The sequence below is a fragment of the Brucella sp. NBRC 12950 genome (assembly GCF_030268145.1).
Classification (GTDB): domain Bacteria; phylum Pseudomonadota; class Alphaproteobacteria; order Rhizobiales; family Rhizobiaceae; genus Brucella.
This window is the reverse complement of sequence record NZ_BSQC01000007.1, coordinates 217,993-233,354: the sequence shown is the minus strand read 5'-3', so window position 1 is coordinate 233,354 and position 15,362 is coordinate 217,993. Positions and strand designations below refer to the sequence as shown.

Below are 15,362 nucleotides of genomic sequence, written 5' to 3'. Positions count from 1 at the left end.
ATTGAAGTTGTAGATCTATATCAATATTAATTAATTCTAATATAAATAATTAATTCCGATAGAAATGAAATTAACTATATGAAAATGATTATCATGTTAAATCTCCACAGCGTGATAATGTGTGATTCATTTATATAATTAAGTTAATATTAGAAATTTATAATATAATATATCAATATATTTATATTATTTACTTGTTCGATTTTTGATTTATTAGTCGAAATTGCTTGATTGATATTTTGATGTGAGCACCCAACCGTAGTCAAAAGGGTTCCAAAAATGTGTATCGCCTGTAATCCTGGTATGGTTTCTTATCTTCAATCCATGGCTTCACGCCGGGATTTTCTGAAGTTTCTTGGCGCCGGCGCAGCTGCCACAGCGTTTGCCTGCTCGACGACGGAAAGCGCGCAAGCGCAAACATCGTCAAACGGTGTGCAGGACATAATTTTCAAGAACGGCACCATTTTTACGATGGATCAATCGCAACCGCGTGCGGAGGCCGTCGCAATACGCGACAATCGAATTCTAGCTGTTGGGACGGCAGAAGCTGTGCAAGCTTCAATACGGGCGGGCGCTCGAGTAGTCGATCTCGAAGGCCGCACTTTAATGCCGGGATTGATCGATCCACACATGCATTTTGTATTCACTGCATTTCAGGACTGGATTGACGTCAGCCCAATCTCCACGCCAGATTATGCAACTGTTTGGGCAAAGCTCCGTAAAGGCGTGGCTGATGCGAAAGCCGGAGAGTGGGTTCGTGCTCAGCAATTCGACGCCAGCATCACAAGCGGCGCTAAGATACCCACGCTTGCAGAACTGGATGAACTGGCTCCCAACAATCCCTTCTTCATGCAGGAGAGCAATGGCCATATAGCTTACGCCAATAGTGCCGCATTCAAGGCAGCCGGTATTACTCGCAATACGTCAGATCCTTCTGGTGCTCGCTTCGTGCGAGATAGCAGCGGAAATCTAACCGGGCGTATTGAGGAGATGGCAGCGCAGCAAGAATTCCTGACGGCTATGCCCTCTCCCGACGCAGTTGAGATGGTCGGGCGTGTGAAACAGCTTTTGACCCAGGCAAGCTCGGTTGGCTGCACCATGCTTCACGACTGCGGCATTGGCATCATGGCAGGCGCAAAAGATCTCCAACTCCTGGATGCAGTATTTGCCGACGGCACTTCCCCTGTTCGCTATCGCGGTATGTTGGTCTCAACGATAATGGACGAGTGGGAAAAAGAAGGGATCAAGCCAGGGCGTGGAGACGATATTTTCCGGGTCGATGGGATAAAGGCTTGGGCTGATGGTTCCAATCAGGCTCAGACGGGCTTTCAAAGGGAGAATTATCTGGGATCGAATTCACGCGGAGCGCTCAATTACACTCTCGAACAAGTCACCGAGGTGATCCGCCGCGCTCATGCGGGCGGGTGGCAGGTTGGCGTTCATGCAAATGGCGATGCAGCAATCGATATGGTGCTAGATGCGTATGAAACAACGCTAGGCAAGAACGCAGATAGCCCGCTACGTCATCGGATTGAGCATTGTAGCGTGTTTCACCCTGATCAGATGCAACGCATGAAGGATATGGGCGTCTCGCCTTCTTTCCTCATAGGTCATATCCGTTGGTGGGGCAAAGCGTTCCGGGATCGAATTTTAGGTCCTGAACGTGCTCAATTCTACGATCCTTGTGCGTCGGCACTCGCGGCCGGTTTGAAAATATCACTGCATTCAGATTGGAACGTGACGCCTATTGAACCGTTGCGGTATGTTGAAGACGCCGTCACACGTGTGATGAATGAGGGCGGAGACGTCTTCTTTGCCAATGAGTGTATCCCGGTCGAAGCTGCTTTGCGTGCTGTAACAATTGACGCAGCTTGGCAATGTCATATGGACGAAGATATTGGATCGTTGCAAAATGGAAAATTCGCAGATTTTGCGATCCTAGAGCAAGATCCTACAAAAAAGGACGCAAAGATCTCGAAGATCAAGGTGAGTGAGACCTGGATGGGCGGGACTCAGCAGTTCAAGGCCTGACAGGGGAACGCTCGGCCCCACCAAGCTATCGCAGGAAGCGATAAGCTAAATGCCATCTCTGCAAAGCGGAATGGCCCCCTTAGGGGAGCCATTCCTGCTATTGGTCAGTGGGAAGCTTTTGACCTCATTGCAATATTAGGCGATCACCGCGCAATATTGCACGGCACCCCATTTCCCGAAAAACTCAGCCAACGCCAACGTTATACAGAAGGCAAATTGCTGCCGGACATTTCCCGCACTTCCACTTCTCCTTTTCGAATCTGTCTGAGATGTAGGACTGACATCGTCGCTCACCCTCAATGACAACAGCAATTTCAACATCAGCGCGTGACTGTCTTTAAACCGGAAGCATATGCGTCATGGGCCACTATTATTTATGGCCCACTGCCCTTTTCGACGATCCTTAAGGGATGCAAATTAAATAGCTATAACGGGTCAAGTCGCGCAAAATCTAGGACGATGAGACCAAGAATGATCGCATTTCCCAATGCCTTTCGAAAAGTGCTGAAATCTAGAGAACGTTCGTAATAAAAACGACAGTGCCTACGCCGCACGCCAGTGCAATTGCGGCAAACTGTAAACTGGGCAGGCGGTCGACCACGTCTATTGTTTCTGGAGCCCGGGCTGACGTTGTCGCGGCTTGCTTTCCATCAATAAGGAGCGATTGTAACTTACTAGATTTGTGGAAGCTATTCTCGTCCATGATTTTTCCTCCCATCTTCGCCCCATTTCTGTTCAACAGATTATTTTTACCATCGAGACAAAAACCGGTCATCCCTAACTTTCGATTATTTCTGCGACGTTCGATAGATGGAGGATCCGAGCGAATGGTAGCTTACTAAGCGCACCGACGAAATTAAACCGGATTGTCAGTGACCAGCTGGAACTCAGGAGCGGGAGGTATTCGGAGAAAATGTCAAAAGCCCCGGCACGTCTCCCAACATCCCGGGGCAGCGCAACTGGATGCGACCAAACTTCCTTCCGCTGCGCAGCATGCATTTAATCAAATCCAATCCGCGTGAAAAGATGAAAACCTTGTTGCCACTACATTCGGTCGATGGCTAAGACGGCTCGCGTACCCTGTTCATTTGAACGGACCCGTGCAACAGTCGACGAAGACCGGTGGCTCGTTGCCGATAGAGGCGACCACGGGGCCATATCAGTGATTTATTTCGACGAAGCCGTTGGGTTCTCCTTCGCGAACCAACGGGTTGAGAACGAAAGTGCCCATGGAGTTAACGCGGCGGCAATATTGATATCCAGCAAGGCTACGTCAAATTCGAAGCGACCTGCCACATCGCTTGCATGTTCCGAGAGTCCAACAGGCCTCAGGGTATGCGCACCAAGCTGCGCTTGTACTGAACCGCGGCGCTCGCCTGAAAAGTAGTGATCAAAGACAATGAGCTAAGTTAACGGCACCCAAAAGAAGACAACCTGACGCACAGAGAATAAGACCCTACTATTTGGCATACGTATAAATAGAACAGGTATTCTTCCAAGATTTCTGAATTTAAATCAAAAAGAAAGGCTACTTTCTTTAATTTATATAATTTCTTTTATTTATAGCTGAATAAATTACACAGAAGTTTATGTTTTCTTTCTTCCAATGCATTTAACGAGCAACCGAAAGGTCGATATTAGCTTGGAGGAATATGAGTGACTTTCCTTCTGAAGAGAGTACAAAAGAAGGAATAGCAGTGAAGTCCTGTAACTTACATTCCGGACCTGGATGAGCCTAAATAAACGCTTGCCATAAATCTCTTTTCTAGACTACGTGGTTCGTGTGTCCGTTTTCGATGTTCTTAGCTCTAACTTATATCTTCAAACTGAAGATTTGCCTCCCAATCGCAATCCAAGAAGGATTGCGAGATAACCCATTACAACCGAAATCAGTAAATATAACGACGCTGACACCATATTTGCCGCTCCTCCAGCCATGAGAACATAGGCACCGTAAACGAAGGTGGAGAACGTAGAAAGCCCACCCATAATACCGGTTGAGACCAATGTGTTCACGTCTTCGCTGAGTGAACCTTTCTTATAAAGACTAGTTGAGAGCCCGAGTAGAAACGAGGCGGCAACATTCGCAACCAGGACGGATATTGGAAAACCTTCTGAAAGGTTCGGTATACCCAACATTGGAAATTCTCGGACCATAGCACCGACGGCGCCTCCGACGAATACGAGAATGATTGTGTTCATCATCGCAGTTCCCTCACCCAATCAAGTTTGCCAGAAGCGCTCCGAACGCCGCTGCGGCCAAGCCGAGAAGCACAGACCCCAGGAGATAAATAACTGCCAAGCTTTCGTAATGCTCGCGCGCTAACTTAACTGCATCAAGTTGCATCGAGCTGAACGTTGTATACCCACCAAGGAAACCAGTTAGTACCCCAGCCCTCAATAAATCGCCAAAGCGATCGTACCACTGCACTGTGAACAAAACAGACAGAAAGCCGATTGAAAAAGCACCAGTGACATTGATCAAGAATGTTCCGAGCGGGAATTTGCCCTTGTAGCATTCACCAGCAAGCGCACCCACCCACCACCTAAATAACGACCCAAGCCCCCCTCCGAGGCCAACCCACAGTATATCCAATGGCACCATTGAGCCCCTCCACGCCAATAGAAACAGTTGTGACCGCATTCGATGAATGCAAGTTATCACCCTTATTGACTTCCGTGTGCGAAAATTCTTTCCTAAGAACCATACGTGACACTTATTTTTCACTTACGGTTACTTGGTTGTATGACGCACTTAATTTGATTGAAGGCTGATTTCCGCGCTAAACGATCTAGTCACACATACCATCGTTCTGTAAAATTCGTCGAGCTAGCAGCAGCCGACCAATGGCAACACAGCGTCGGCGCCTCCATTATCTAATTTCAACTCGAGGAGACAGACTCTAGCAGTCAATTTCCAGCGCGGATTTTTCTCGATCTGACAGGGGCAGAGTGATATTCGCCCAACAGGCACGGGGTGACACATATTGGGGCGACAATTATTTGTAGCTCGACAAATGCGTTCGTCTCTCAAACATCAAACCTTGCGACGATCCCGCTTACGAAAACCTCAACGGAATAGAATGATTGCTCTAAAAAAGGTCCAAAAACACTGCCAATTCAGCACTCGATTCAAAAACACCAGAGATCTTACGACACGATCTTCTCCAGCGCTACCGCAAGAATGGCGCTGAATAAATTCCAAGAGATGGCTCAGCTTAAACGGCCCTTTAATAGATATTCTCTAATTAGCACCAGATGTCAGGCTTTGGAACGGGGATACTATGCTTACAGATTTTATTGTTGGCTCGACAGTGGGAATCGTCGTGATGCTGGTTCACTTGCTCGCAACCCTTTGCGTCTACCTATTCGTTCATCTGCTTGGCAGTAAACTCAACGAGAATAGAGTAATATTCTTGGTTGTATCGCTGATCAGCTTATATATTATACTTTTTATCTGCCTATGCTGCTGTGTGACAATATGGGCGCTGACATATTATCATATGGGCCTAGTCGATAACTATGGCGATGCCTTTTATACAGCAATGTTGAATTACACGACGCTAGGATCCGGAGACCTCAGTCAAATCGCTCGAACGCGTCTGTTCGGACCTATCACAGGAGCCAGCGGTATCTTGATGTTCGGATGGGCAGCAGCTTTGCTGGTGTATATAATCCAGCTGCATTTGCCGGGGATGCTCAAAAAGCGCTGGGAAAGTTAAACCATCCGGGCACCCTTCCTTTTGAGAGCCGCATTCAAAGACATTTTATACAATTGCGGGAGAGCGTGTGGATGAAGGCCGTTCTGCAAATTGTCTTCAGCAACCAGGACTCTGGACTACGCCGCACTTGATCGTTTGAGCCAACAGCGACTGTATGATCATCGCTACAAGCATGTAACAATTCAAATCGTCGGATTAAACAGACGACCGATTTCTGAACGTTGGTAAAAATGGAAAGTTTATCCAATCATTGTGGGCAGCATTATCCGGCGCGAAAATCCATGGGGGTGTGCAGTTCGATTCTGCTCGTCTCGGAGGTTGAGCCGTACTGGCCGGCTATATGCGGATTGAAATCGCTGCGACCCTTCAAAGCTTGGCATTACGTTGAAGCGCTTTTGAACACAGTCAGAGGGCTCATATTAACACCATCTGTCGTATCAATATCCATGATATCGCCAGAGGAAAGAAACGGTCAAATATCTCTCACAATCTTGATAACAGCAGACGCCGAGCATAGCTCCCGGATGAAAAAAGTATTACCGTCAACATCGGTTGCAACACGTTGGGACTGATCTTCAATGCATCTTTCTCAAAGGATCAGCGGGCCTTTCCAAAATATCGCTGCCAGATTGATTGTAAGGAACTAGCTGTGTATATACTAGAGGAAAACCGCTGGGTTCAGTGAGCTGAGAGCAGGACATGAAATTGAAAAGAATGCATATTTCGTTGAGCGTAGTCGTTGCTTTTATATGCATCGGACTTTTAGTGGCCTACAATGTAGACCTTGGCGAATGGAAAGCCGACCAAGTCAACTCAGAATAGTTGCACTTCACATAAACACGTCTGCCAATAGCGAATAAATCAGTCGCTAAGCGAGTGATCATCAAAAACTGTTCTTCTTAAAGTTGATTCATTTTTGCACTATTACCTTCGTCCTGTCGGTAGCACATTCATGCGATTGGCAGCGGCAATTTGATCTATTTCGACGAAATACCTCATCGTGAAATGAAATTGAGTATGAGCTTAGCGTCGGGGCAATTAGTCAACAGTTATGCTGAGCATGGTAGGGCCTCGAGACCAAGCAGCAAAATAGACCAACCAAATACTGTGCATTTGGGAAGTGGATAAATACCAGATCGACATGGAACAGCATGTCTTCGTCCCACTTTACTCCGCACGACATGGCCTGCTCCTCGGGTGCAGCAGCCGTTGAATTACGGTTTGTTCAAAGTTGGCGCTGGAACAAGGGCTGTCAGCCGGTAACGTTTATGACGCCTCGTGCCTTCGAATAATTTCCAATAAGGCGTGCCCGCACGAGAACAGTATACTCAGCAAAATGAAGCTTCCTGCAAACGAGGGTGACTATCACTCTACCCACTGCGATCATGGCTGGTGAATTGGGTGCCAGTTGCATCGCGTTAATTTGAAAAGGAACTGTTGATCTTTTCATCGCCGCCAAGCGTTATGAGCTTATCAACCAAGCCTTAATCCGGGCTGTTTATTTCCAATTGTAGCGAGGAGCCCCTCATCGTGGCTTATCGCCAATATGCCAACTTGGAGTTTGTTGGCAAAGGCCAGCAAAAAATGCCAGATCTGAGCTTGAGCGACCGGATCGAGGGCAGAAGTAATCTCGTCTGCGATCAAATAGCGTGGCTTCGCACCAAGGGCACGCAGTATCGAAACACGTTGTAATTGCCCTCCAGACAACTCATGCGGATATCGTTCAGCCCAATCGCTTTGAACACCCAACGCACGCTCTAATTCCGGGTCAACCGCTCCAGGCTCTCTAATCACTTTTCCGATACGCCATCGCGGATTCATAGCGGAGAGTGGAGACTGATGCAGATATTGTACGGGCCACCAGTGGTGCAAATCAGATCGTTGGTTATCGAGCGTAACTTCACCTGAATCAGGTCGACGCAATCCGGCCAAAATCCGCCCCAAAGTGGTTTTTCCGCATCCCGACGGGCCGGAAACACAATAAATCTCGCCTGGCTTTACACTCATTGAAAGGTTTGAAAAGACAGTTGCCTTCCCGAACAATACGCTAATATTTCTTGCTTCAAGCATATGCGTTAAAACCGTTCTGCGGCAATGCACGCCACATCGATTGTGCATATCGGGAATTCAGCTTCTCACCTGCACCGCTAAAAGCTGAAACTGGGGCCACACAGCAAATTTTACCTTCGTTGAGAATTGCTATCCGGTCAGCATAGGGAAATACCGAAACAAGATCATGCGTTATGAGTAACACTGCACCGCCATTATCGGCCTGCTTCCGCAATTGTTGAAGGATCGTATCACAATTGAGCGGGTCCAAACCGGCGGTTGGCTCGTCTGCAATTAATAGGGCAGGTCCGCCCGCAGTGGCTTGTGCCATCAAAATACGCCGCGCCATGCCCCCAGAAAGCTGATGGGGATATAAGCTAGCAACTTCAGAACTTAGTCCTACTTGTTCTAGACGAGCTTTAATCTGCGGCGTTTTACCGGCGCGTCGCGCCGCCCAGCTTATAAGAGACCCGGTATCAGCTGTTGGGTCAAGGTAAGTAGTTTGTTGCGGAAGAAAAGCAATTTCACGGCCGCGTTTTTTCATAAGGACCGGTTCAGTCAACAATGAACTCTGAAAATACACGCTGCCCTCAACCATAGCATTGGGTGGCAAAAGCCCAAGAATGGCATGCGCCAATATACTTTTCCCGGCCCCTGAATGCCCGATCAGTGCCACAATCTCACCTTGAGCAACGTTAAGGTCTATATCCGACAAGCGAGCGATGCGCTCTTGCCGGAAAAGCCCGGTGTACCGGCTGAACGAAACGGAAAGTTTTGTTAATTCCAACATCAGATCTGAGCCTCTCTTGGATTAGTGAGCCGTCGTATACCGGTGGCAATCACATCGAAGCACAACACCATAATCAACAAAGCCAATCCTGGGAAAAGCGCGAGCCACCAGCGTCCCCCCATGATGTTTTTCATCGCATCCGACAACATAATCCCAATGGCGGGCCTCGAAGGCTCCAGGCCGAAACCGATGAATGTCAGGCCAGCCTCGTGCAATATGGCATGTGGAAACATCAGTAAAAATCCAACCAGCATCTGCGGTAACAGGTGCGGCAGGATGTGGTTGAGGAGAATAAAGCTGTGTGACTTACCAAAGCTCCGCGATGCTTCGACCCAACGCGCTGCCCGAACCTGAAGAAGCTCAGCACGCAAAATTCGAGCAAAACGTGGCCAGTGAGAGACCGCAACTGCAATGATCACAGCGCCAGTGCCACCGCCTAAAGCAAAACTGATCAGAATAAGTAACACTAGATGCGGCATCGACAACATTCCATCAATGACAAATGCGCAGAGAGCATCTGTCACTTTACCAAAACCCGAGAGCAACACGACAACAAGTGCAATGATAACAGAAAGGCTTGCAGCTAGAATCCCGACTCTTAGACTCAGTGTCAGCCCGTGCATGGTCCGCGCGAACATATCACGCCCCATCTGGTCGGTTCCAAACCATTGGGAAAAGGAGGGGGGCATATTCCTTACTGCGAAATCTGCCCTTATCCCTACATCGCCGTAGAGCCAGGCAGACAAAGCGAGAGTTGTGATAATAGTCAGGGCGAAAAGCGTGCTTAACAGTGCCCGTATTCGCCCATTGAAGGAGATTTTTCTCATAATCCCTCTTTCAAGCGCGGATCAGCGAAACGGTATAAAAGATCGGCAATCATATTTCCCGTCGAGACTATCACTGTTGTCAGTATCGCAATGGCGAGAAGCAGTGCGACATCGCCGCGGATACCTGCCTCCACAGTGGCGCGTCCAAGGCCTGGCCAAGAAAAAACTTGTTCTGCCAGAATGGCTCCACCAAATATCTCGCCAATCGACGCAAATAGAACAGTAAGGGCTGGCAAAGCAGCATTGCGAATACCGTGTCGCAGGATAATATCCGTTTGGGTCGCACCTTGAGCACGGGCAAAAATAATGTAGTCAGATTGCAAAACTTCGATGAGTTTGGCGCGCGAGTGCAAAGCAATCTGGGCCACACCAAAGAGGGTCAATGCAGACAATGGCAGGACCAGATGTTGAATGCGTTCAACAAATGTTACCTGATCGGAAGGAACCCCAATCGGCCCCGCACAGCATATTGGTGTCCACCCAAGCTGTACGGAAAATAGCGCAAGCATGAGCATGCCGAGCCAGAATGTCGGAGTGGCGGCAAGAACATAGCAATAGAGCCTTATCATGCGGTCGATCCATCGACCTTCCCAAGCGGCTGAAATAAGTCCGAGACCAAAGCCAAGTACACCGGACAATAGCCACGCCAAACCGGTCAGGGTTAGCGATATCCAGATGCGGCTGCTCAAAGCCTCACTGACGGATGTATTATAGGTAATGCTATAGCCAAGATCGCCGGTGAGAATATTACCGCTCCAGTGCAGAAATTGCTCATGGAGTGGTCGGTCAAATCCCCAGATAGCAGCGATCTGCATTTTTTGCTCTGGTCCGACATACGCGATCGCAGGGCCAAGATACGCATTAACCGGATCAAATGGCGACGCTTTCAACAAGACAAACAGAGCGAGAGCTACCACGGCGATCAACGCACATAGACGCAACAGCCGCTGCGCGATCAGGGCCAGGATGTGAACCGTCACTCGCAGATCCACCGCCAATTGGCGATTGTTGCGGTAATCGGCCAGCCGTGACCATGCGGCTCAATCTGGGTTTGGCCAAGATCGAGACACTTATTTACGAGATAGACGTGGTCAAAATTGACGAGCCATGCCCATGCATTATCTCCCTTTAAGCCGTAGTGATCCGCTGCTTTAGACCAGTACGGCAATGATGCCTCCAAACTCTCTGCCCCTTGTGCCTTTTCGAACAGAATTTCGACGTCCGGATTAGCGTAAAAGCTCGGGTTCATATATTCAACGCCAGCGAGTTTTTCAGCAAAAAGACTGTAAAGCTGGTATGGTGAATGGCTGCCGAAGCCAAACATTACTGGCTCGGAATTCATCACACGCCCGATGGCGTCCCAGCTTGCGCCGCGCGGTGTTGCGTCAATACCGAGTGGGCGAAGCAATTCGGCTGCAGTTTCAGCCAATGCTTGCCGTGTCGCATCGCTTGCAGGATAGTTGATAGGGAAAGCAGCCCGTATACCGTCCTTGACACGCGTACCATCACTGCTAACAACCCATCCAGCTTCATCAAGTATAGCCTTCGCGCCATCAAGTTTAAACTCGATCTGATCCGATTTTCCCGACCATGGAAGCCCGTCGGCCGGGCCGAAAGCCGGCGTTCCATGGCCATGCAACGCCACATCAACGATAAGCTCGCGATCTAGACCTTGATTAATGGCTTTCCGAATTGCCAAATCAGACGTGACATCATTGCCGATTTTACGACCGTCAATCACTTTCGGTTTTATAAGAGGCAAACTGATGCCACGATTATCGACAGTTTGAACCGACACGGCCTTGAAGCCATTTGGAACGGCATCTGCAAGCTGGGAAGGTACCGCTACCATATCAACCGAACCAGCACTCGCCGCCGCCAGGCCAGCATCGGCGCCTGTAAACAGGAATGTGACTTTCTGGAATGGCGACTTGTCGCCGTAATAGGCGTCATTTCGCTCAACGATCAGCTGTTCACCTTCGTTCCATGCAACAAACTTGTATGGGCCGGAGCCGATAGGTCGACGACCATATTCCGGGCCATAAGCATTAGCAGGAACTATACCGAGAGTATAGAAAGCCTCTACAAAAGTAATCCAGGGCTTAGCGAGCGAAATACGAACAGTGTTTTTATCAAGCGCCTCGGCCTTTTCCATGACACTCATGTCAATCGCATTGGCTGAGGTTTTAGCAGTATTGAAAGTGAAAGCGACATCATCCGCCGTTACCGGCGAACCATTGGAGAAGCGAACATCATCGCGTATTTGGATGGTCCAGATCTTATGGTCGTCCGAAAGCTTCCATTGTGTTGCAAGATCAGGCTGGGTATCGAGATTAACGTCCCTGCGTAAAAGCGTTGATTGAAAAAGCGGGTTACCGTAACCGCCCCAACCAGCCATTGGATCGAAACCGTTCTCTGGCTCACCGCCAATTGCAAGAACCAATGTATTTTTTGGTGCTGCAACGACTGATGTAATCCCACTCAGACCCACAACCGCCCCGAGGAAAACGCATGCCCACTTCATCCCGCCCTCCGAAGTATGATCTTTTCCTATAATCATCTTACTTGTGGAGAATTCGCGATGCAACAAAGATATACGCAAGCTCGGAATTATTATTGTATTTCGACTTTCCGCCTAGCAAATTATATAGCCAGAGCATAATTACTCTGGCTATATAATCATATTGTATGGGAGATTTATAACTTTTTACTTATCCATATGCTTTTTCATACCCCAAAGATTAAAAGCATTCTCACCATAAAGCTGGTCATCTAGACCTTCACGCTGAATGTCGTCGGAAACGCGCAAATGACCGGTAGCATCCAAGATTTTGAGAAGGATGTTGGTGATGATCCACGCGTAAGCGGCCACGATCACAACGGCGAGCACCTGAACGCCGAGTTGATAGGCGCTTGCCGAAACCGCATTGATGCTGGAGCTGGCTGTAATACCAATCAGGATAGCGCCGGTCATGCCACCAACGCCGTGTGCACGCCAGACCTCCAGTGTATCATCAATCTTCAGCCACTTCTGGACGTACTTCGCATTAAAGCAGGCCGAAGCGCCAATCGCACCTATGAGCAGCGCGGTGATAGGTTCAACATAACCTGCGGCGGGAGTGATAGTTGCAAGACCTGTTACTGCTCCCACAAGAACGCCGGAGAAGGACGGCCGACCGGACTCCTTCCACTCCCAAATCATCCACACCAGCATGGCAACAGAGCCAGAGAGCATGGTGTTTGTGAACGCATAGGCAGCCAGTGCATCTGCAGCGTAAGCGCCGCCTGCGTTGAAACCGAACCAGCCGAACCACAAAAGACCAGCGCCGATGGCAACCAGTGGTAGACTTGCTGGCTGGGATTCTGCCTCACCTGCTGCAAATTTACGTTTACCGAGATATTTTGCAGCGGCAAGAGCCGAGAAACCTGCGGATACGTGAATGACGATACCGCCCGCAAAGTCTACGACGCCCAGTTTTGCAAGAAAGCCACCCCCCCAAATCCAATGGGCGGCTGGAAGGTAAACGAGGATCGTCCACAAGGTGATGAAGAAAAGATAAGCGCCGAATTTGAAGCGCCCGACAAATGCACCGGTCATCAGCGCCGGCGTAATGATCGCGAACATCATCTGATATGCAAAAACCATCATGAAAGGCACGTTTGGAGCAATCTCCGGATTCGGATCGATACCTACATGGTACATGCCAAAATAGGTGGTGAAATCGCCAATGACGCCGCCTATCGTTGGACCGAATACAAGGCTGAAGCCGCCAAATACCCAGATCAAGCCAACCACGCCCATACATACGAAGTTCTGTATCATGATCGACAGTACATCGCGCTGTCTGACTAGCCCACCGTAAAACAAAGCGAGGGCGGGTGTCATCATACAGACGAGTGCAGTGCAGATTAGAATAAAGGCTGTATCACCCGCATTGATAGAGTTCATATTGCACTCCTTCAGAACTGAAGTTCAGATTCTTGCTCGGTTATAATCCAGATACCTTACTTATCTGTCAGTATATGTTGCTGGACAGGGCGGTGTGGATGGGGCGCGAAGAGCTTCTTTGGCGCAACAAACAAATACATTGTTAGTACATATGGCGCTGTGAACGACGGGATACCCATTGGGGACATGATCACATCGTAAGCACCCTGAATAAACACTGTCGTAATGATCGCAAGTACGGCGTATGCGATGACTTTGCGGTCAGTTTTGAGGAAGACCACCCCTACTGCGATAGCCGTCAAAACTGGGCTGAAACCGTATAGCCCCTGAATGACAACGGATGGTTCGGCCCGCATGAAAATTGCTGTGCTCATGGCGATCACTGATCCCAGAGCGGCAGCGATGCCTGCAGGACGTGAGGCAATAAAGATGCCGATAAGAATGATCGCGCCACTAACCTCATTCCCCAGCAGGAAAACCTGCCCAATATTGCGGAAGAAAATCTGAACGAGCTCAATACTGGCGGGGATGGTCGTCGCACCTTGCACATAGTCCGATACCAGCTTCGCACTCTCGCCGGTTACGGCGAGTGACCCAAAAGAATAGGCTCCCGCGACCATCAGCCAGCCCGTGAGGACAAAAGGACCTGTCGAACCCGGAATGCCCCAGCTTTTGGTAATGGTTGCACTGAAGGCGGAGGTAATGACTGAGCTAACCGCTGACCCCACAATAATATAGAACCAGAGCTGCGGTGACGCGGCAATAAAAGTCGGCAAAGCGACGCCAACTAGAATCCCGTTGAAGCCGAACAGTCCGGCATTAACGGAAGGCCTGTCACAATCGAGCCCCTGCGCTGTTAGTGTCGCGACAAGCAGGCCGATAACTGCGCCTATTGTGGTGGCCCAAACACCTGTTGCGTAGGATGCGTAGGCGATTGCGATGAGAAACAATAATCCCGTAAAGGCATTCTCCATGAAAAAGACTTGTCCGGATCCTCGCAGACACGCCAGTGGAAAATTATTCTTCTTTTCAGCCATTCGAACATCCCCTCTCGATCAGCGCCATAGAAATTCTTCTGGCAGACTACGCCCCCGCACCTCTTCTCTTACGATCTGCCAGAAGCGCCGAACCTCGGCACGAACATCGTAACTCTCAATGCCTACAGCGCGTAAAATAAGCCCCGCATTGTTAGGCAATTGCGATACGCCAGATACTGCGCGCGGTGCGTCGGTACCAAAATTGACCTGCACACGGCCTTTGATGCGCTCGGCTACATCAGGCGGTGTTAAACAGATGATATTCGCGAACGCATCAAAGCCTCGCATGACGGCTGAGAAATCAATAGTCGGATTGCCTTTCTCGATCAGCACCTTGTCTGCGAAAAGTCTCTTTCCGTCCGGGCGTTTGGCCGTGATCTGCATAGATAGAAGATCGAAGCCGAAGCGTTCGCTCTCGTCGTGATGCTTACGTCCCGTCATCATCATCTCGCCATAGAGCAACGTTGCGCGCTCATCGATAACAATGTCTGTATGGTTGATGAAACGGGAGTTACGATAGGGAATAGTGAAGTCAGGCAGATATTCCAGATAGCTATCTGCTTCCAATGTTAAGGTTTGATATTGGGAGGCGTAGTTGGCGTCCATCTGATGAACACGATTTGCACCTTGTGACGTAACCTGCGCGCAGGCGCCCTCGCCCACTGAAATATCGATCTTATAGCGGTCGCCTTGCAAAATGCCGCCGCCGATCGAAATGATCGAGCATATCGGCAATTCTGGCATTGCTTCATCCCAGTAGAGCGCCTGCTGCACCAAAAGTGGTGCAACCCGGTAAAGATCATGGAGCACCGAGCGGCCGTGGCGTATAGAAAACCCTAGGCGCAACTCGCCAATCTTACCCGGCCCTGCAGCACGCATCTGCGCGGGTTGTGTGTGATACCCACTCAGTTCTCGTGCTGTATCGATACGTTTTAATCGCTCGTGCAGGCTCATGAG

12 protein-coding genes are annotated in these 15,362 nt (G+C 49.3%); 2 read left to right on the top strand and 10 right to left on the bottom strand.

Features of this window, described 5'->3' with window-relative positions:
- The first annotated feature begins 279 nt into the window (after positions 1-279).
- On the top strand, positions 280-2,031 hold the full coding sequence (locus tag QSJ70_RS13940) for an amidohydrolase (protein ID WP_285537199.1): 1,752 nt from the start codon (positions 280-282) through the stop codon (positions 2,029-2,031).
- A gap of 1,821 nt (positions 2,032-3,852) precedes the next feature.
- Here QSJ70_RS13940 and QSJ70_RS13935 read toward each other — a convergent pair.
- Together QSJ70_RS13935 and crcB are read right to left on the bottom strand one after the other, a co-directional pair.
- Positions 3,853-4,236 carry a CrcB family protein gene (locus QSJ70_RS13935; protein WP_285537197.1) on the bottom strand — a complete coding sequence of 128 codons (384 nt, stop codon included), beginning with the start codon at positions 4,234-4,236 and terminating at the stop codon, positions 3,853-3,855.
- Between the two features lie 10 nt (positions 4,237-4,246).
- On the bottom strand, positions 4,247-4,636 hold the full coding sequence (gene crcB, locus QSJ70_RS13930) for a fluoride efflux transporter CrcB (RefSeq protein WP_215780439.1): 390 nt from the start codon (positions 4,634-4,636) through the stop codon (positions 4,247-4,249).
- A 679-nt stretch (positions 4,637-5,315) separates the two neighbouring features.
- Here crcB and QSJ70_RS13925 point away from each other — a divergent pair.
- On the top strand, positions 5,316-5,753 hold the full coding sequence (locus QSJ70_RS13925; RefSeq protein ID WP_215780438.1) for an ion channel: 438 nt from the start codon (positions 5,316-5,318) through the stop codon (positions 5,751-5,753).
- A gap of 1,473 nt (positions 5,754-7,226) precedes the next feature.
- Here the strand turns inward: QSJ70_RS13925 and QSJ70_RS13920 are convergent.
- From QSJ70_RS13920 to QSJ70_RS13885, 8 genes are all read right to left on the bottom strand, one after another.
- On the bottom strand, positions 7,227-7,823 hold the full coding sequence (locus tag QSJ70_RS13920) for an ABC transporter ATP-binding protein (RefSeq protein WP_285537193.1): 597 nt from the start codon (positions 7,821-7,823) through the stop codon (positions 7,227-7,229).
- On the bottom strand, positions 7,816-8,592 hold the full coding sequence (locus tag QSJ70_RS13915; RefSeq protein WP_215780436.1) for an ATP-binding cassette domain-containing protein: 777 nt from the start codon (positions 8,590-8,592) through the stop codon (positions 7,816-7,818). Before QSJ70_RS13915 ends, QSJ70_RS13920 begins: the two co-directional genes overlap by 8 nt.
- Positions 8,592-9,419: an ABC transporter permease gene (locus QSJ70_RS13910; protein ID WP_215780435.1), complete on the bottom strand. Its 828-nt coding sequence runs from the start codon at positions 9,417-9,419 to the stop codon at positions 8,592-8,594. The genes QSJ70_RS13915 and QSJ70_RS13910 overlap by 1 nt, the downstream gene beginning before the upstream one ends.
- Positions 9,416-10,399: an ABC transporter permease gene (locus tag QSJ70_RS13905; protein ID WP_285537190.1), complete on the bottom strand. Its 984-nt coding sequence runs from the start codon at positions 10,397-10,399 to the stop codon at positions 9,416-9,418. Before QSJ70_RS13905 ends, QSJ70_RS13910 begins: the two co-directional genes overlap by 4 nt.
- Positions 10,396-11,943 (bottom strand): ABC transporter substrate-binding protein, encoded by a 1,548-nt coding sequence (locus QSJ70_RS13900; RefSeq protein WP_285537188.1) that lies wholly within the window; start codon positions 11,941-11,943, stop codon positions 10,396-10,398. Before QSJ70_RS13900 ends, QSJ70_RS13905 begins: the two co-directional genes overlap by 4 nt.
- A gap of 183 nt (positions 11,944-12,126) precedes the next feature.
- Positions 12,127-13,368 (bottom strand): ammonium transporter, encoded by a 1,242-nt coding sequence (locus QSJ70_RS13895; protein WP_215780433.1) that lies wholly within the window; start codon positions 13,366-13,368, stop codon positions 12,127-12,129.
- A gap of 56 nt (positions 13,369-13,424) precedes the next feature.
- A complete protein-coding gene (yut, locus tag QSJ70_RS13890; protein WP_285537185.1) occupies positions 13,425-14,405 on the bottom strand; it encodes an urea transporter in 981 nt (326 codons plus the stop codon).
- Positions 14,406-14,423: 18 nt separating this feature from the next.
- Positions 14,424-15,359: an urease accessory protein UreD gene (locus tag QSJ70_RS13885; RefSeq protein WP_215780431.1), complete on the bottom strand. Its 936-nt coding sequence runs from the start codon at positions 15,357-15,359 to the stop codon at positions 14,424-14,426.
- Positions 15,360-15,362 lie beyond the last annotated feature (3 nt).